This is a genomic window from Sorangium sp. So ce327 (genome assembly GCF_051530205.1).
GTDB classification, from domain to species: Bacteria; Myxococcota_A; Polyangia; order Polyangiales; family Polyangiaceae; genus Sorangium; species Sorangium cellulosum_B.
The window spans coordinates 6173011-6190945 of record NZ_CP150330.1; the positions used below are offsets into that span (position 1 = coordinate 6173011).

At 70.3% G+C, this 17935-nt stretch carries 12 protein-coding genes; 7 read left to right on the plus strand and 5 right to left on the minus strand.

What is annotated here, in order from left to right; genetic code table 11:
* Window positions 1-432: 432 nt before the first annotated feature.
* Entirely contained in the window at window positions 433-1374 is a 942-nt protein-coding gene (locus WME95_RS23095; RefSeq protein ID WP_437910606.1) for an alpha/beta hydrolase, read from the minus strand.
* A gap of 179 nt (window positions 1375-1553) precedes the next feature.
* Between WME95_RS23095 and WME95_RS23100 the strand changes: the two genes are divergently transcribed.
* The 5 genes from WME95_RS23100 to WME95_RS23120 all read left to right on the plus strand — a co-directional run bounded on the left by WME95_RS23100 (window position 1554) and on the right by WME95_RS23120 (window position 9155).
* Window positions 1554-2960 carry an FAD-binding oxidoreductase gene (locus WME95_RS23100; protein WP_437554856.1) on the plus strand — a complete coding sequence of 469 codons (1407 nt, stop codon included), beginning with the start codon at window positions 1554-1556 and terminating at the stop codon, window positions 2958-2960.
* 257 nt (window positions 2961-3217) lie between these two features.
* Window positions 3218-4792: a serine/threonine-protein kinase gene (locus tag WME95_RS23105; protein ID WP_437910607.1), complete on the plus strand. Its 1575-nt coding sequence runs from the start codon at window positions 3218-3220 to the stop codon at window positions 4790-4792.
* 58 nt (window positions 4793-4850) lie between these two features.
* Entirely contained in the window at window positions 4851-6725 is a 1875-nt protein-coding gene (locus tag WME95_RS23110; protein ID WP_437910608.1) for a protein kinase, read from the plus strand.
* Between the two features lie 189 nt (window positions 6726-6914).
* Complete coding sequence (locus WME95_RS23115) at window positions 6915-7787, plus strand: alpha/beta fold hydrolase (protein WP_437910609.1); 873 nt, start codon at window positions 6915-6917, stop codon at window positions 7785-7787.
* Window positions 7788-7919: 132 nt separating this feature from the next.
* Window positions 7920-9155 carry an MFS transporter gene (locus tag WME95_RS23120; protein ID WP_437554860.1) on the plus strand — a complete coding sequence of 412 codons (1236 nt, stop codon included), beginning with the start codon at window positions 7920-7922 and terminating at the stop codon, window positions 9153-9155.
* 207 nt (window positions 9156-9362) lie between these two features.
* Here WME95_RS23120 and WME95_RS23125 read toward each other — a convergent pair whose 3' ends face one another.
* Together WME95_RS23125 and serA are read right to left on the minus strand one after the other, a co-directional pair.
* Window positions 9363-10388: a LacI family DNA-binding transcriptional regulator gene (locus tag WME95_RS23125; protein ID WP_437910610.1), complete on the minus strand. Its 1026-nt coding sequence runs from the start codon at window positions 10386-10388 to the stop codon at window positions 9363-9365.
* A 66-nt stretch (window positions 10389-10454) separates the two neighbouring features.
* Window positions 10455-11714 carry a phosphoglycerate dehydrogenase gene (serA, locus tag WME95_RS23130; protein ID WP_437910611.1) on the minus strand — a complete coding sequence of 420 codons (1260 nt, stop codon included), beginning with the start codon at window positions 11712-11714 and terminating at the stop codon, window positions 10455-10457.
* Window positions 11715-11943: 229 nt separating this feature from the next.
* On the opposite strand from serA, the gene WME95_RS23135 reads away from it, so the two are divergent.
* Window positions 11944-13110 (plus strand): S1C family serine protease, encoded by a 1167-nt coding sequence (locus WME95_RS23135; protein ID WP_437554863.1) that lies wholly within the window; start codon window positions 11944-11946, stop codon window positions 13108-13110.
* Between the two features lie 74 nt (window positions 13111-13184).
* Here WME95_RS23135 and WME95_RS23140 read toward each other — a convergent pair whose 3' ends face one another.
* A complete protein-coding gene (locus tag WME95_RS23140; protein ID WP_437910612.1) occupies window positions 13185-14561 on the minus strand; it encodes a DUF1552 domain-containing protein in 1377 nt (458 codons plus the stop codon).
* A complete protein-coding gene (locus tag WME95_RS23145; RefSeq protein ID WP_437910613.1) occupies window positions 14558-16258 on the minus strand; it encodes a DUF1592 domain-containing protein in 1701 nt (566 codons plus the stop codon). The genes WME95_RS23140 and WME95_RS23145 overlap by 4 nt, the downstream gene beginning before the upstream one ends.
* Before the next feature lie 535 nt (window positions 16259-16793).
* Between WME95_RS23145 and WME95_RS23150 the strand changes: the two genes are divergently transcribed.
* Window positions 16794-17615 carry an alpha/beta hydrolase gene (locus tag WME95_RS23150; RefSeq protein WP_437910614.1) on the plus strand — a complete coding sequence of 274 codons (822 nt, stop codon included), beginning with the start codon at window positions 16794-16796 and terminating at the stop codon, window positions 17613-17615.
* The last annotated feature ends 320 nt before the right edge of the window (window positions 17616-17935 follow it).

Here is a 17935-nt window from a genome sequence, read left to right on the forward strand (position 1 = left end):
GACATTCCTAAACAGCGCACGACCCCGCGGTGATCCTCCGTGTCCCCCCGCGCCGGATCACTGCGCAGAGAAGGCGCTTCCAGGCGCGCTCGGCGCCCGCCGGGAGCGCCTCGCGCAACGCGGCGGCTCCGGCAATAACACGCCTTTCGCGCGCTGCGGATTTCTCGGCGCAGCGCGCGCCGACGAGGTGTCTCCGACGATGTCGAGCCTCCGCGCTGACAACATGAGACAAGGGGCGATAACACCGCAGGTGCATTCGCCGTCCTCAGGCGATCAACGCCGCCCCGCTCGGCCCATCTCCCCTGCGCTCATGTACGCAAGAGTGCTCAAAAAGGACGCTCCGGGCATCCCGCGCTGCGCGCGTCAGGGGTCTTATCGAGTCGAGTCGGCCCCATCCTCCGCCGGGCGAGCGCGGCGGCGGCGCGGGGCCGCTCAGGGCGCGGCCATCCAGGTCTCCCAGGCTCTCGAGAAGTCGTCGGCGTGGATCTCGTGGCCGCGCCCCGGGTGCACAACGAGCTCGTGCTCCCAGCCGTGCTGGGTCAGCACGTCGGCGAGGTTCTCGGCGCTCGCGATGGTGGAGGCGAGCTCGAGCTCACCGACGGCGATGAAGATCGGCGGCCTCTCCTCGGAGAACAGGTGCTCCTCGATGACCATGCGCCCCGCGCCGACGAGCGCTGCGCCGTCGACGGCGACGAGGCCTTCCAGCGCCACGTAGCTCGCGAAATAGCCGCCGTTGGAGAAGCCCATGACATAACGCCCGCCGAACGTCCCGCCGAGGATCCGCTCCATCAACGCCTCTGCGCGCATCCACTCTTCGAGCAGGGCGGGCGCCGCGGCGTCGACGGTCTCGCGGCGCGTCGGCCAGCAGGAGTAGGTCTCCACGGACGGATCCCAGGTGCAGAGTCCTGGTCTTCCGCGCGGAAACACCGCGACGGCGCCGAGCGCCTCGGCGGCCTCCGCGGCGGTTGCCTGCAGGCCCACGGGCAGCGAGTCGGGCGCCATGGCCCCGTGCAGCACATAAAGGATCGGCGCGCCGCGGAGCGCGGTCTCCGGCACATGGAAGCAGGTGTGGTCGTCCAGGCCGATCCACCCTGCCGAGCACCAGTCCGTCTCGACCGGCTCCCAGCTCAGCGCGCCGCGCTCGCCGCCGCCGCCGCCCCCGCCGCCCTGCCCTCCCGCGTTCCCTTGCTCGCCCGCGTTCCCTTGCTCGCTCGCGCCCGACGCGCCGCTGCTCGCCGCGATCGGGTCCGGGGCAGCGCCGCCCCCGCCGGCGGCGCCCGATCCACGCGGCGCCTCGCTGGCAGCGCGCTCGCACGCGACCAGCGCGAGCACCGCCATGCTTGCCACCCTTGCCGCGCGGTCTGCCCTGTCCATGCGCGCTCCTCGGTCAAGATGCCCTGTCGGTCGTGGCGCGGCAACGCTCTCGCGGCGCCTGCGCCACGAGGACTCCCGCCCCGCCGCCGAAGCGACCCGCTCGGCGCGCCTGCCCCCCGGGTAAGGGCGAAGACCGCCTGCCCTTGCCCTCCCGGCGATGCCGCAGTACCGAGCCGACCATGACCCCACTTACTGGCCTCCCCGGCCCCTTCCTCGAGGCCGTCCAGCGTGAGTTCCCCGCGGATTTCCTCTCGACGGACGCCGCCGATCTCGCGACCTTCGGCCGCGACTGGACCAAGGTCCACGAGCCCAGGCCCTCGGCCCTCGCGCTGCCGCGGTCGACCGACGAGGTCTCGCGGCTGCTCCGCCTCTGCTCCGAGCACCGCGTCCCGATCGTGCCCTCCGGCGGTCGCACGGGGCTCGCCGCCGGCGCCGTGGCGGCCAGGGGCGAGCTCGTCGTGTCGCTCGATCGGATGCGCAAGATGGGCCCGGTCGACGTCCTCGGCGCGACCGTGCGCGTCGAGGCAGGGGCGGTGACCGAGGCGGTGCACCAGCACGTCGCGCCGCACGGCCTCACCTGGCCTGTCGACTTCGCCTCGAAGGGGTCGAGCCAGGTCGGCGGCAACATCGCCACGAACGCCGGCGGCGTGAAGGTCATCCGCTATGGCCTGACGCGCCAGTGGGTGCTCGGGCTCACCGTCGTCACCGCGAGCGGCGCCGTGCTCGAGCTGAACGGCGCGCTCGAGAAGAACAACACGGGGATCGACCTGCGCCAGCTGTTCATCGGCAGCGAGGGCACGCTCGGCATCATCACCGAGGCGACGCTCAAGCTCACGCGGGTGCCCGAGGCGCTCAACGTGTTCCTGTTCGCGGTGCCCGACCTCGCCGGCGTGCTCGCGCTGTTCCGCGAGGCCCGGACGGGGCCGTTCGTGGTGATGGCCTACGAGTTCTTCACCGAGAAGTGCCAGGCGCGCCTGCGCCGCCACAGGAACGTGCGTGTGCCGCTCTCCGCGCCGTCGGACTACTACGTGCTCATCGAGGTCGAGCGCGGCGAGCCCGAGGCGCTAGAGGCGTGGATCACCTCGCTGTTCGAGCGCGGGCTGGTCACCGACGGCACGCTCGCGCAGCACGGCGCGCAGGCCGCCGAGCTCTGGGCGCTCCGCGAAGGGATCAGCGAGAGCCTGTCGGCGACCGGGCTCCCGCACAAGAACGACGTGTCCCTCCCCATCCAGGAGCTCGAGGGCTTCTGCTCCGAGCTCGAGAGCCTCTTCGAGGCCCGCTATCCAGGGTGGGAGATCGCGCTCTTCGGCCACATCGGCGACGGCAACCTCCACATCAACGTGATGAAGCCCGACGACCTCACGCGCGAGGAGTTCCTGAAGCGCACCCACGAGGCGGATCACGCCATCTTCTCGCTCGTGAAGAAGTACCACGGCAGCATCTCCGCCGAGCACGGCATCGGCCTGCTCAAGAAGGATTACCTGCCCTACTCGCGCTCGGTAGAGGAGCTCGCGATCATGCGGTCCATCAAGCGGGTGCTCGATCCGCTGAACCTCATGAACCCGGGCAAGATCATCGACGTCTGAGCGCCTCCCGCTCCGCCCCTCCCCCGGCGCCCCGCTGCGATACCTGACGAATCGAGCGGCCGTCGCCTGATCCCAGAAAAGCGCGACGAACCGGCACCTTTGCCCCGGACGCAAGGCGTTTCCCGGATTTTTCACGCCTGCGCTCGATACCACTACCAGGGCCATAGAATTCGAATCATACCTAGTCGGCCATGACGACGGACATGGCCTTTCCGGCCACGACGGGCGGTTTATCAACGAAAGAAGCGGCGCGGCACATGACGTTCCGTCCCATGTTCGGTCGCTATGAAGTGATCGGAGAGCTCAGCTCCGGGGGCATGGGCGCCGTCTACCTGGCGCGGCAGAAGGGCCCTGGCGGCTTCATCCGTGACGTGGCGTTGAAGGTGATGCTGCCCGATCTGGCCGGGAAGATACCGGACGCCGCCAGGATGTTCCTCGAGGAGATGCGCGTCCTCGCGAGCATCAACCACAACAACGTCGTTCGTATCCTCGATTTCGGCGACGAGCACCAGCCGCTCCACATGGTGATGGAGTACCTGCCCGGCGTGACGTTGGCCTCGCTCCGAGCTCAGCTGTACACCGCGGCGCGGGTGCTGCCGCCGGACCTCGTGGCCGCCATCCTCGCCCAGGCGTGCCGGGGACTCCACGCGGCGCACGAGCTGCGCGATGAGCATGGCAATCACCGCGACCTGGTCCACCGCGACGTGACCCCGCAGAACATCATGTGCTGCCCGGATGGCGCGGTGAAGATCATCGATTTCGGGATCGTCTGGGCCAAGCACCGGCTGGTGGAGTCCACGGGCTGTCTGATGGTCAAGGGCAAGCTCGCGTACATGTCGCCCGAGCAGGCTTCGGCGTCGCCGCTGACCCGGAGATCCGATCTGTTCTCCGTGGGGGTCATCCTTCACGAGCTCCTGACCGGCCAGCCGCTCTTCCGGCGCGACACCGACATCGCCACGATCCGGGCCGTCCTCGAGGCCTCCGCCCCGCCCGTGCGCTCGCTGCGGGCCGACGTGCCACGGCGGCTGGACGAGCTGGTGCTGCACACGCTCGCGCGCGATCCAGCGGCTCGGCCGGAGAGCGCCGCCGTCGTGGCCGACGAGCTCGAGGCGATCGTCTGGGAGGCGGGCGGGCGCTTCGTCCATCCAGAGGCAGCTGCCCGCCAGCTCTCGGCGCTCGGGGCGAGCCTCGCTGGGCGCGCGGCCGAGCCCCTCCGCGCGGCGCCCTGGTTCGTCCACGCCGGGCGCGGCGCTCCGCCTGCAGCTGCGATGGCGCAGCCCGAGGGCGGGGTCGAGGCCCCGCGAGCCGCCGGGCTGCTGGAGCTCGCCGCCCCGCGGGCTGGCACCTGCGAGGCGCGCTCGCTGACGGAGGGCCGGAGGCTCATGCTCCAGTCGGTGGCCGTCGACGAGCGAGACCGCTTCCAGACACCCATCCTCTTCGCGGCCGCTCCGGACCTCCTGCCCGCGCCGCTGCTCGTGTCGCCGCGCGCAGGCTCGCTCTTCATCGAGGTCGAGCGGCGCGCCGTCTCCCCCGGCGGGCCGCGACCGAGCATCTATCACGATGCCAGCAACCCCTCGACGCGCTGCGAGGGCCTCCTCCTCCCCGAGGTCGCGCGGGACGTGCGCTTCGACGTGGGGCACCGGCGCGCCCGGGTACAGCGGCTCCACTGCGACAGCGCCGAGGCGGCCGCCGGCGGAGCGCGCCTCCGCGTCGACATCCCGTGGCTCGCGGCGGCGATCGTGGCCGACGGCGCCGCGAAGCAGCTCGTGGTCCTGTCGGCGGTCGACCCGGCCACCGGGACGGCCCACCTCGCGTGCATCAACGTCTTCTAGGCCGCCGCTCACGCGCGCGAGCGCGGCGATCGAACCCTGGACTCATGAGGTGATGACCATGCTGACACTGGTGCAGACGCCGGAGTCGACGCAACCGATCCCCGGCGAGCAAGGCGCCGGAGCCTCCTCCACGCCGAGGAGCGCGCCCGGCGCGGCGCTGAACGCCGTCCAGGCCAACGTCAGCTACCAGTTCCTCACCACCCGCGACGCGACGGGGCTCTGCTCGCCGATCGAGCTCGGCCGCGGCAAGTTTGCGAAGGTCTACAAGGGGATGCAGCTGAGCGCCGGCCAGAACGTGCGGTTCGTCGCGATCAAGGTGCTCCACGACTTCGCGCAGCTCTCCGAGGAGCGCCTGTTCAGCCAGGAGATCAAGCTGCTGAAGGAGATGACGACCGACGCCGGCGTGAACGTGGTCTGCACGCTCGACATCATCCAGCTAGAGCCGATGGTGCTGTGCGGCTGCAGCACCATCTACCACCCCGCCTGCCCGAGGGGGTGCAATACGCTGCTCCGGCGCAAGGACATCGCGACGGAGAGCCACCCATCGCTTCACTGCAAGGAGTGCGGATACGAGCTCTCGGGCCGTTACATCAACGGGCAGTTCTTCGAGCTGCTCCAGTACCCCGCGAAGCGCTGCTGCCAGCAGGGCCCCACCGCCAGATCGGGCAGGATCCTGAACTTCGTCGATCGCGAAGCGGTCGTGATGGAGCTCCTCGAGGTGAGCCTCGTCGAGTTCGTCGGGCGCCGCCGCAGCGAGCTGCAGGCCCTGTGGGCACGGTACGGCCAGCCCTGGGTCGAGCTCGACACCCGCGCCCAGCGCGGCGATCCGTGGCATAGGCGGGCGTTCACCTGGATCGAGGACGTGTGGCGGCAAGACCGGTCCCACACGCTCTTCCACAAGGCGATCCTGCTCGAGAAGGTCCGGTTGATGGTGGAGCTCGCCGAGTCGGTCGCCTGGCTGCATGGCGAGAAGACCATCGTGCACAAGGACCTCGCCCCCGACAACCTGATGATCACCCCCGCCAGCGCCACGACCGCCGAGCGCCAGCGCGAGGGCGCGAGCGACCTCCGCGAGGCGCTCGACGACATGATCAGCTCCCCGCGATTCCACGTGCGGGTCATCGATTTCGGCCTGTCCGACAAGGACGAGCTCACCCGCAGCTGGTACGAAGACGAGGTCGCCGGCGGGAGCATCAAGCACCCCTTCCTCTCGCCCGAGGCCTGCCGCCGCAAGTTCCGCATCGCGCAGCGGATCACGCTCGACGGTGATCGGTTCCGGGTGCCGAAGCCCCTCGCGGCGGACCTGATGGACACCGACATCCTGGCCGATGAGCGCGACCCGAGGCACGATCACGATCTCGAGATCATCCGGATCGAGCGAGATCCGTCGAGCGGGGAGCTCATCGCCTGCTTCCGAGGCGAGCCGCCGCTCGATCCGAACAACCAGCAGTTCGATCTGGTGCGCCGGCTCGGCGAGGCGCACGATCTCTACGCGGTCGGCGCGCTCTTCTATTTCATCTTGACCGAACAGCAACAGGACGTGGAGGCGCTCGGCAAATTCGTGGGCTCCCTGGAGGACGTGCCTTTGCCCCTCACGCCGAGCCACCTGGCGAAGAACGACCATTACGTGAAGCGCCGCAACGCCATCCCCGAGAAATTCTGGCAAGACGAGCTGATGGTGCTGATCCTGCGCGCGATGGTGCGAGGCCGCCCGGAGAGCCTGAAGGCGAGCCGCATCGCCAGAGATCCGACGGCGGCGCGGCAGCTCCTGCGCGAGACCAAGAAGATCTGCAACGGCATCCAGCAGGAGATCCTCTCCGCCCAGCGCGTCGCGAAGCTCCAGCGAACGCTGCTCCTCGGGGCGGCGGGGGCGCTCGGGCTGGTGATCTTCCTGGTCGCCACCCTCGTCGCGATGACACGGCACCACGGGTGAGCCACGCGCCGCCCGGAAGTCGCAATTTTCTTGCAATGACAGAACCGCGGCGTCGCTCGACAGGGGCGTCCGCCGCGGCGCCTGGCACGTCGAACCGCCCGGAGCACCGTGTAGGATCCCGGGACTCAACCCGTGACCGCGCGGCAGAGCGCCGGCGGCCGTTCGACGGAATCAGCGCAAGGAGACACGATGACCTTCGACGAATCCAAGCTCTCGCACCGGTTCACCGAGCACGGCGGCGTGCGCCTCCACTACGTCGAGGCGGGCGACGGGCCGCTCGTCGTGCTCCTCCACGGGTTTCCCGAGATCTGGTACTCGTGGCGCCACCAGATACCCGCGCTGGTCGAGGCGGGTTACCGCGTGATCGCGCCCGACATGCGCGGCTACAACCTCTCGGACAAGCCCGAGGGCGTCGCCGCGTACGCGATCGCCGAGCTCACCGCCGACGTGGCCGCGCTCATCCAGGCTTCTGGCGCGGAGCGCGCCGCCGCGGTGGTCGGCCACGACTGGGGCGGCGGCGTCGCCTGGGGGTTCGCGGCGCGGTATCCGGCGCTCCTCGAGCGGCTGGTCATCCTCAACTGCCCTCACCCCGAGCGGCTGTTCGCCGGGTTCCGCACGGCCCGGCAGCTCCGCAAGAGCTGGTACATGTTCTTCTTCCAGCTCCCGAAGCTCCCGGAGCTCGCCGCGCAGAGGGACGATTTCGCGCAGCTGCGCGCGTCGGTGAAGGACGATCCGCGACGCCCGGGCGCGGTGAGCGACGAGGATCTCGCCCATTACGTGAAGGCGTGGTCGCAGCCCGGCGCGCTCACGGCGATGATCAACTACTACCGGGCCCTCTTCCGCCCGGGCAGCCTTCGCGAGGCCAGCAAGCCGCCCCGCATCGACATCCCGGTGCAGGTGATCTGGGGCGAGCACGATCGCTATCTCGGCTCCGAGCTCGCTACGCCTGATCCGAAGCTGGTCCCGAACGCCCGAGTCGCCCGCATCCCCGACGCGAGCCACTTCGTGCACTACGACAGGCCCGAGAAGGTCAATCAGCTCCTCCTCGAGTTCCTGCGCTGACGCCGTCGCTGAAGCGCGATCGCGCGCGGGGCGCTCGCGGGCGTGCGCGGCGCGACCGCCGGCGAGGCACGTTTCCTGACGCACGTACCCGTTTGACACGGCGGAGCGACCGATCGAACCTGGCGGGCGCTCATGCTCCGCCGCATCCCCGATCGCAACATCTGGCTCGTCTTTGGCTCGATCTTCCTCCTCGGTCTCGCGTACGGCATCGCCATCTCGCTCACGGCGGTCTTCCTCGATGCGCGCGGGTTCACCAAGACCGACATCGGCCTGCTCGCGTCGTGCTTCGCGCTCGGCATCGTCCTGCTCTCGCTGCCGATGGACACGCTCATCCGCCGGTTCTCGGCGAAGACCACGCTGGTGCTCGCGCTCGTCGGGTACGCGGCGGCGGTCGGCGCCTTCCCCTTCCTGCCGACCTTCGCCGCCATCGCCGCGGTGCGTTTCCTCGACGGGGCCTGCTCGGTCGGCATCTGGGTGAGCTGCGAGACGATCCTGCTCGCCCGGTCGGACAAGGACAACAAGGCGTTCGTCACGAGCCTCTACGCCGTCTCGATGGCGCTCGGCTACGTCCTCGGGCCGCTCTGCGCGCCGCACATCGTCGCGCTCTCCTCGATGCCCGCGGCGTTCCTCCTCTCGTGCGTGATCTCGCTGATGTCGGCCGTCCTCGTGCTCGCGCGCCTCGATCGCGACCTGCCGGGCATGTCCGAGGCCCACGGGAAGGCCGGCGCGGCGAGCGGGGCGGAGCCCTCGGCGTCCTCCGCCTCCATCCTCTGGCGCATCAAGACCGCGTGCTTCGCGACCTTCGCCTACGGCTATTTCCAGGCGTCGGTCGTGCTGTTCCTCCCGCTCTACCTGATGGCTTCCAAGGGGGTCACGCGCGACCAGACGATCCAGATCCCCGCCTACTTCGCGGTGGGCATGCTCCTCTTCACCAACGTCTTTGGCCGGATCGGCGACCGCCGCGGCCACCTGCTGCTCATGCGCGCGCTCGGCACGATCGGCACGCTGATGATCCTCGGCTTCGTGTACCTCGATCGTTACGACGCGATGTGCGTGGCCGTGTTCGTCGCGGGGGCGACGCTCGCGTCGATATCGCCGCTCAGCCTGGCGCTCCAGGGCGTCGTCACCGCGCCGCGGGACTACAGCCGCGCGAACTCGCTCTACAACGTCTTCTATGCCGCCGGGATGCTCCTCGGCCCTCCGGCGTCGAGCGCCATTTACCAGGCCGCGGGCGGCATCGCGATGATCTACCACCTCGCGGCGCTGTGGGCCGCGTTCGTCGTGTTCACCGTCGTCTTCGCGGGCGACGACCCGGCCGCGCGGCGCAGCGCCGGAGAGCGCGTCAGCGTCCCGGTCTGGAATGAATAATCGCTGTCTCCACGGCGGGGTCCATCGCGGCGCTCAACGTCGAAACCTGCCAAATCCCCTCATTTTATTGGCATTTTAGCGAGAAATTCACAGGGAGGCGGGGAGACGGGGAGATCAATGGGATTTTACTCTCCGTCTCCCCGTCTCCCCGCCTCCCTGTGAATTTCTCCGGAAATTCGATCGACCGATCGCGGATCCTCGCCGGGTTCAGAGATCGCAGCCGCACGACCGCCGGACGATCAGCTCTGTCGGCAGCTCGATCCTCCGCTCGGCCTTGCCCGTCTGGATGAGGTCCACCAGCGCCTGCACCGCGCGGTAGCCCACCCCGTCCGTCGGCGCGCGCACCGTCGTGAGCGCGGGCTCGAGGTGTCGCGCCGACGGCGCGTCGTCGAAGCCGATGACCGAGACCTCCACGGGCACGCGCTTGCCCGCGGCGCGCAGCGCCTCCATCGCGCCCGCGGCAGCGTGGTCGCACCACGCGAAGATCGCGTCGAGGTCGACCCCCTCGCGCACCCACGCGAGCGTCGCGGCCCGCGCCTCCCGCGCGTCGAAGCCGCGGCGCATCAGGCGCGGATCGACGGCGATGCCGTGCTCGGCCAGCGCCTCCCGGTACCCCTCCGCGCGCGTCGTCGAGTCCTCGCTCTCGGGGACGCCGTGGAGGAAGGCGATCCGGCGCCGGGCGTGCGCCTCGATCAGGTGCCCCACGATGGCGCGCGCGCCGGAGGCGTTCTTGATGATCACGCTGGGCAGCGGGGCGTCCGCGGGCGACGACTGGTACATGAGCACCGCCGGGCACTTCTGGTGGATCAGCTGCCGGAGATCGGCCTCGTGGACGTAGTGGCCGAAGATCAGAACCCCGTCCGTGTTGTGCCGCCCGACGAGGCGCCGCGCCGGCGCCTCCGGCCTCACGGAGAGCAGCACGTCGTAGCCCGCCTCGGCCGCCGAGGCGGCGATGGCCCGCACGAGGCTGGAGATGAACTCGGTGCTGATGTTCGGCAGGAGCAGGCCGAGGACACCCGTCTTCCCCTGCGCGAGGCTCCTGGCGGCGGTGTTCGGCACGTAGCCGAGCTCGTCGATCACCGCCAGCACGCGCTCCCGGGTCTCCGCGCTGTACTTGCCCCTGCCGTTCACCACGCGGCTGACGGTCGCGGGCGAGACGCGAGCGCGCTTGGCGACCTCCTCGATCCGGATCTGCGGCCGCGGCCCCGGCTGGATCGTGAACGGTGGCGACAAGGCGGGGCACCTCTCGGGGCCGGGGACTCCGGCCGGGGCGCGGCAGCGCCCTGGCCCGACGCACGTTCAGTAGAGCACGCGGGTGCGGAGGCTGGTCTCCAGCGCCCCGATGCGCCGGCTCACCTCGGCGGACACGTCCTGCGACAGGTCCATGATGAGGTAACCGATGTTGGCGTCCGTCGACAGGACCTGGCTGTCGATGTTGGCGTTCACGTCCGACACGATGCGGTTCACGTCGCGGAGCACGCCAGGCACGTTGCGGTGGACGTTGAGGATGCGATGCGTGGCCTTGAGCGGCGGGAGCTCGACGTTCGGGAAGTTCACCGCGCCCGTAGTCGCCCCGGTGGTCACGAACTGCGTCAGCGCGCGCGACACCTCGCGGCCGATCGCCTCCTGCGCCTCCTCGGTCGAGCCGCCGATGTGCGGCGTCAGGATCACGTTCGGGAGCTTCTGCAGCTCGGTCAGGAAGCCGTCAGAGTTCGACTCCGGCTCCTCCGGGTAGACGTCGATCGCGGCGCCCGCGAGGTGGCCGCTCTTCAGCGCCTCGGCCAGCGCCGGGATCACGACGACCGAGCCGCGGCTCGCGTTGAGCAGGTACGCGCCCTTGCGCATGTGCGCGAGCTCGGCGGCGCCGATCATGTTGTGCGTCTCCGGCGTGGCCGGCACGTGGAGCGAGACGAAATCCGACTCGGCGAGCAGCGCCTGCAGCGTCGGCAGCGCGCGGTTGTTGCCCATCGGGAGCTTCTGGGCGATGTCGTAGTAGACCACGCGCATCCCCATCGCCTCGGCGAGCACGCCGAGCTGCTGGCCGATGTGGCCGTAGCCGATGAGGCCGATGGTCTTGCCGCGGATCTCGTAGCAGGCCTTCGAGACCTTCTTCCATGTGCCCGCGTGCACCTCGCGCGACCTGTCCCCGAGCTGCCGGGCCAGCATGATGGACTCGCCGATGATCATCTCGGCGACGCTGCGCGTGTTGCTGAACGGCGCGTTGAACACCGGCACCCCGCGCCGGTTCGCCGCGTCGAGGTCGACCTGGTTCGTGCCGATGCAGAAGCACCCGATCGAGAGCAGCTTGTCCGCCTTCTCCAGCACGCGCGCGGTGACGTGCGTCTTGCTTCGGATGCCGAGCATGTCCACGCCCGCGAGCGCGGCGATGAGCTCGTCTTCCTTCAGCGCGGAGCTCCGCGTCTCGATCTCGAACGATCGCGACCGGAACAGCTCGTGCGCGCTCTGGTGGATGTTCTCGAGCAGGAGCACCTTGACGGGCTCCTTCGCGACAGGGGGGGTCGTCTGGAATTTCGTTGCTGAGGGCGTCATGGGCTTCATCCGTCAGGGCCACCTCTACCGCAACTTCGCCCTTTTGCATCCCAGGATCCGCTCCGGCGCCGACGCGCGCCGATGCCGGAGCGCGACCGTCCTGCGCATCGGTTCCGCGCGCGGTTCCGCGCATGGGTTCCGCGCATTCATTGCGCGCGGCAGACTGCCGCGCCGCCGCGCAGGCCGACGGCGCGCCGCAGGGGAGACGCCTTGCCGATCGCAAGCTAGATTGCGCCGCATGCGCCACCGCAGCCACGCTCGACTCCCTGCCGTCCTCGTCGTCGCCGCGCTCGCCGCCTCCGTCGGATGTAAGGGGAAGCCCGGCCCCAGCGGCCCGTCGCCCGACGCGACCAAGGTCCCCGACGCGCCGGCGACGTCGGCGACGATCGACACGACGCCGCCGCCCGTCCCGCCCTCGAAGGGCGCGCTCATCGAGGACGAGCGCAACTCGATCGCCGTGTTCCGCGACGTCGCGCCCTCGACGGTGTTCGTGACGCAGCAGCGGCTGGTGGTGGACCGCTTCTGGGGTACCGCCGTCGAGGTGCCCGCGGGCTCGGGCTCCGGCTTCGTCTGGGACGCCGACGGGCACATCGTCACGAACTACCACGTCGTGGCCGGCGCGCAGTCGCTCGTCGTCCGGCTCCAGGGGGAGAAGACGTTCCCGGCGAAGCTCGTCGGCGTCGAGCCGCGCAAGGACATCGCGGTCATCAAGATCGACGCCCCCAAGGACATGCTGAAGCCGATCCAGGTCGCGCCCCTGCGCGAGCCGCTCGAGGTCGGGCAGAAGGCGATCGCGATCGGCAACCCGTTCGGCCTCGATCACACGCTGACGACCGGCATCATCAGCGCGCTCGGGCGCCAGGTCCAGGGCGTGGGCGAGGTGACCATCCGCGACATGATCCAGACGGACGCCGCGATCAACCCTGGCAACTCGGGCGGCCCGCTGCTCGACTCGAGCGGGCACCTCATCGGGATGAACACGATGATCTTCTCGAAGAGCGGCAGCTCCGCCGGCATCGGCTTCGCCGTGCCGTCGACGACGATCGCGCGGATCGTCCCGCAGATCATCCGGACCGGGAAGGCCGAGCAGGTCGGCCTCGGCATCCAGCTCGATCAGTCCCGCCGCCTCGAGCGTCGCAACGGCATCCGCGGCCTCATCATCATGACCGTCGTCCCGGGCGGCCCCGCCGACAAGGCGGGCATGCGCGGCCTCTCCGAGGGCGACCGCGGGATCGTCCTGGGCGACGTGATCGTGGGGATCGACGGCACGCCCGTCACGGACTACGACGGGCTGTACCAGGCGCTCGACGGCAAGAAGCCGGGCGACAAGGTGAAGGTCGACGTGCTCCGCGGCCCCAACGGAGAGAAGGCCACCATCGAGGTCGCGGTCGAGCTCCTCGGCTGACCCGCCCCTCCCCGCCCCATCCCCGAGTTATCCAGGCGTCGGCGGAGCTCGCCCGCTACGGGCGAGCTCCTCTCTCAGGTCACGATCGCGTCGATGAGCCCGCCTTCGAGGCTCTCGTCGCCGAAGTTATCGAGCGGGCCGCCCTGGCCGTTCGTGCAGCCGACGGCCGCGCCGATCGTGTTGAGCAGCTTGTTGTTGGTGACCCGCTGGTCGATGAACTGGCCGGTCTTCAGGTAACCCGCGGCGCCGCCGGCGAGGATGTACGGGACCCTCGAGTAGGAGTGGTACTTGTCGGCATTGTCGTTGAGCCACACGGCCACGCCGCGGTCGAGGAGCGTCCCCGAGCCGAGATCGTAGGACGACAGCCTGTCGAGCAGGTGCTTGAAGATCCGCGCGTGGATGCGGTCGATCTGGTGGTGCAGCTCCTGCGCGCCCTCGATCGGCGGGCCGACCTCGCCGTCGCCGTCGATGCGGTGAGAGATCTTGTGGTAGCTCTTCTGCAGCACGCCGTGGATCGTGTACTCGGTCCCGTCGTTGCCGTCGCCGACCTGCAGGGTCGCCGCGCGCGTCGCGCCGCACGCCATCGCGAGCGCGATGATGTCCATCTGCATGCGGGCGACGGTCTCCACGTTCTCGGATCTGCCGACGTCCGGGGAGATCGCCTCCATCTCCGCGACCCGCTCCGGCGGGAGCGCGCAGGCGAGCCCGACCTCGAGGTCGCGGATGCTGTCGAAGTGGAGCTGCAGCCGCTCGCGGTCGCCCTGGCTGAGGTCCGTCCGGCGCATCAGCGCCTGCATCTGCTCCCGGACCAGGTCGTTCACGCTGGCGCGGCGCGCGGCCAGCGCCTTCGCGGCCGCGGCGTCCACCTCGGCGAGCCCGAAGAGCTTCTGGTACGCCTTGTACGGGTCGCGCTCGGCGGCGCGCAGCTGCTTCGGCCCGCGGTACGAGAGCACCTCGTTGATGTAACCGGACTTCCTGCCTGCGTAGAGCGTCAGCGGCTCGACGCCCGCCGGGTTGAGCTCGGTCGCGATGCGGTTGTCGATCGACTCGCCCATCGCCAGCGACTCGTTGCCCGCCGGGTCCTCCGACACCTGCGCGGCCGTCAGGCACTGGTTGCCGCCGCCGGAGTGGCCGCAGCCGTTGCCCGGAAACGCGAAGCGGACGCCGCGCACGAGGATCAGCCGGCTCGCGTAGTCCTTGAGCTCGCTGACCGCCCGATCGGCGTCCGCGGCCATCGACTCCGCGGTCAGCGGGCCCGGCGCGCTGGGCCAGAACATCTCCGGCTCATCGCCGACCTGCTGCGCGACGCCGTTGGCCTGGCGCATGAAGATCGCGAAGGGCGGCGCGTCCCCCTCGCCGGCCGCGGCGCGGCGCGGCGCGAACGTCTCCAGGAACGGGAGCGCCACCGTGACGCCGAACAGGCCTCGAAGCACACGTCGTCGGGTGATCATGGTGCCTCCGCAGGAACGCGAGCGAGGAAGGGAGTGGAGGAGACGATCCGGACGATGAGCTCCTTGGTCGAGGCGCCGCCGCGCGACGCCTCGCCGAGCTCCTCGACGAGCGCCCGGTCCTCCGCGCGCGCGCCGCGGCCGTGGGTGAACTCGAGCCAGCGCTCCGCGTAGCACCCGTGCGCCTCGCTGCTCTCGGCGAGGAGCTGGCTGAACTCGACCGCATCCGCGTAGCTCCTCGGCTGGCCGCCGAGCGTGTAGACGTCCGCGGAGTCGACGGGCGCGCCGTTGTCGGTCGCGCGGAACTTGCCGATCGCGTCGTAGTGCTCGAAGGCGAACCCGGCGGGGTTGATGAGCAGCCCGTGGCACGACGCGCCGCACGTCCCCTTGCCCGTGTGCGCCTCGACGCGCTCGCGGTTGGTCGCGAGCTCGCCCGGCGGCAGCGAGGTCGCGTCGTCGGGCGGCGGCGGCAGCGTGGCGCAGAGGATCCTGAGGTTCACGAAGACGCCGCGGTGGATCGAGTCCGGCTGCCGCGCCGTCGCCTTGGCCGCGAGGAAGCCGAGGCGCGTGAGCAGCCCCGAGCGCTCCCCCTCGTCGAGCTCCACGCGCTTGAACTCGTCCGAGAAGTCACCCTCCACGCCGTAGACCGCGGCGAGGTGATCGTTCACGAACGCGGTGCGCGCGGTGAGCAGGTCGGTGAGCCCGCCCTCCTCGTCGAAGACGACGTGATCCACGAAGAGCTCCGCCTCGCGCTGCATGTCGTCGCCCATCTCGGGGACGAACTCGGGGTAGAGCGCCTGATCCTTGTTGAGGTCGTGGTACTGCTCGTAATCGTAGAGCTGCCGGTGGAACGCGCCGACGACCTCGCGGGCGTGCGGGTCGTCGAGCATCCCCCCGGCGTAGGCGCGGACGGCCTCGCGGGTCGAGAGCTCGCCCGCCTTCGCCGCCTCGAGGAGCGCGTCGGAGGGCATCGTGTTCCACAGGGTATAGGCGAGCCTGGTCGCGATCTCGTGTCCGCCGAGCGGGATGAGCCCGCCCTCCGCCGGCCCGGCGCCGATCTCGACGCGGTAGATGAAATGGGGGGACTGCAGAAACGCCTCGAGCGCCGCGCGGACGCCCGCGGCGAAGGGGTCTTCGCCCTCGAAGAGCTCCTCTCCGCGGTGGAACAGCGCGACATACGCGTCCCGCTCCTCGACCGTGAGCGGCCGCCGGAACGCCCGCTCGCCGAACCGCTCGACGAACGCCTGCGCCCGCGCCTCCGGCCCGTCCGGCAGGTCCGCGGGCGCGATCCGACCGAGCTTGCCCTGGTCGGCGGTCACCATCGCCGCGAGCTCCTCGGCGGCGCGCTGGTAATCGCCCCAGAGGCCCGGCGTCACAAGGAGCGCAGCCTCGTTGTTGTCGAACACGCCGCCGAGCGGGTCGCTCGTGAACGACGCCGAGAGGCCGGGCCGGTCGTCGAGGTGCAGGAGGTCGCGCACCGTGTTCTCCCACTGCGCGTGGGTCAGCCGCGGAAACATGCTGCGCTCGGCGACCTCAGGCCCAGTCGGCCCACCGGGAATGACGCCATCCCCGTCGCCCTCCCGCGGATCACCCACGGCGCCCGTACACCCCGAGAGCAGGAGCGCGGCCACGCTCAGCTGCGCGCCGAGCAGCCGCCGCCACCGCGGGAAGGCGGTCAATCGACAAGCCAGTGAGATCATCGAGCTCTCCTGATGAGCAGATCGATTGTGTACGCAGGAGACTCACCTCGTCCGCCACCGCGACGAGGTGGTCAATCGATAAGCCAGTGAGGTCGCCGACCTCTCCTGAAGAAAGGCTCCGAACCAATCGGGACCTCGCCAGGCAGCCGAGGGTGGGCGCAGCGACAGGTGCGACGAGGCGCCCTGCTGAAACAGGGCGACACGGAGCAACGACGCGACGCGCCTACCATCGGCTGCCCGGCGACAAGAGGTGTCTTCGCTCTAAGCCAAGCAGCCAGATCCAGTTATGTAGGAAATACACTTTACTAACAACCCAAAAAAATCTTGGTCGGTGGGCAGACGCGCGGCGATCGCCCTGGAGCAGACAAATACAACGGCACGCAACCTGTCGCGCGCGTGTGTGTGATCTCGCATGCATGCCGGCCATGGCAGGAGATCTCGATGGCTGGTCACTCCTGACGAGGCGGGCGCGGAGTCGCCGCCGCGGGGAGTTCGCAGTTGCTGCCGAGCGGCGGGTCCAGCAAGCATCTCCTCGATGCGCCCCACTCACCTCCGCCGCTGCTACGCCTGGTCTGCGCTGGCGCTCGCGTCGCTCGTCTCGCTCGCCGCGTGCGAGCGACGGGCAGCCCCGCCCGGGGGCGGCGCTGCGGGCACCGAGAAGCAGGCGCCTCCCGCCGCGCCAGCCGCGAGCGCGATGGTCCCCACCGCCGCGGTCGAGTACCTCGAAGAGATCACGGGCGGCGCGGACCGGAACGAGGCGCTCCCCCTCGTCGTCGCGATTCACGGGCTCGGCGACCGGCCCGAGTCGTTCACGGGTCTGCTGTCGGGCGCCGACGTCAAGGTGCGCCTCATCGTGCCGCGCGGGCTCACGCCGTACGGCGGCGGCTACTCGTGGTTTCCGCTCCAGCAGGCGCTCGCGAGCGATGAGGTGGGACAGGGCATCTTGCGCGCGGCCGCCGCGCTCGCGGCCACGATCGAGCGGGTCGCCGCCGAGCGGCCGACGCGGGGAAAGGCCATCGTGACCGGCTTTTCCCAGGGCGGCGCGCTCACGTTCGCGCTCGCTCTTCACCACCCGCGCGTGGTCGGCGCCGCCTTCCCCATGGGCGGCTGGGTCCCCCCGGCGGTGCTGCCCGGCCCAGGCGCGGCGGCTCCAGCGCCTCCGGCGATCGTCGCGCTGCACGGCGAGGACGACCGGCGCGTCCCGATCGGCCCGACGCGCGACGCGATCGCGGCGCTCGACGGGCGCGGCGTCAAGGCGAGGCTGGTGAGCTACCCTGGCGTCGGCCACTCGGTGAGCGGCGAGATGCGGCGCGACCTCCTGCAGCTCATCCGCGGCGCCGCCGCCGAGATGCGCTGACGGCCGTCAGGACACAGCCACGGGTTTCGCCCTCGCCCGCCCGGGTGCGCGGTCTTCCAGGGGCTTGAGCCCATATGGTGCTCGCGCTGAAAGGTCGACCCTGACGCGCTGTCGGTCTCCTTCGTCCTCGACCTGCCGTCGCGCGGGGACACGTGCGTCGCCTCGGCGCTCGACGCCGGCGAGCATGAGATGACCGTGTACAACTACGCCTCTCCGCTGGACGGAGAGGATCTCGACTGGTTCCGGGCGCAGGGCGGGCCAACGATCATCTATGGGACGACGTTGACCCTGCCCTGGCGCCGCGTTCGCCTCGACCGCGA

Excerpts from the sequence above, each read along its gene's own strand:
- WME95_RS23095 (WP_437910606.1), bottom strand. The coding sequence starts at position 1,374 with ATGGACAGGGCAGACCGCGCGGCAAGGGTGGCAAGCATGGCGGTGCTC.
- WME95_RS23100 (WP_437554856.1), top strand. The coding sequence starts at position 1,554 with ATGACCCCACTTACTGGCCTCCCCGGCCCCTTCCTCGAGGCCGTCCAG.
- WME95_RS23105 (WP_437910607.1), top strand. The coding sequence starts at position 3,218 with ATGACGTTCCGTCCCATGTTCGGTCGCTATGAAGTGATCGGAGAGCTC.
- WME95_RS23110 (WP_437910608.1), top strand. The coding sequence starts at position 4,851 with ATGCTGACACTGGTGCAGACGCCGGAGTCGACGCAACCGATCCCCGGC.
- WME95_RS23115 (WP_437910609.1), top strand. The coding sequence starts at position 6,915 with ATGACCTTCGACGAATCCAAGCTCTCGCACCGGTTCACCGAGCACGGC.
- WME95_RS23120 (WP_437554860.1), top strand. The coding sequence starts at position 7,920 with ATGCTCCGCCGCATCCCCGATCGCAACATCTGGCTCGTCTTTGGCTCG.
- serA (WP_437910611.1), bottom strand. The coding sequence starts at position 11,714 with ATGAAGCCCATGACGCCCTCAGCAACGAAATTCCAGACGACCCCCCCT.
- WME95_RS23135 (WP_437554863.1), top strand. The coding sequence starts at position 11,944 with ATGCGCCACCGCAGCCACGCTCGACTCCCTGCCGTCCTCGTCGTCGCC.
- WME95_RS23140 (WP_437910612.1), bottom strand. The coding sequence starts at position 14,561 with ATGATCACCCGACGACGTGTGCTTCGAGGCCTGTTCGGCGTCACGGTG.
- WME95_RS23145 (WP_437910613.1), bottom strand. The coding sequence starts at position 16,258 with ATGATCTCACTGGCTTGTCGATTGACCGCCTTCCCGCGGTGGCGGCGG.
- WME95_RS23150 (WP_437910614.1), top strand. The coding sequence starts at position 16,794 with ATGCGCCCCACTCACCTCCGCCGCTGCTACGCCTGGTCTGCGCTGGCG.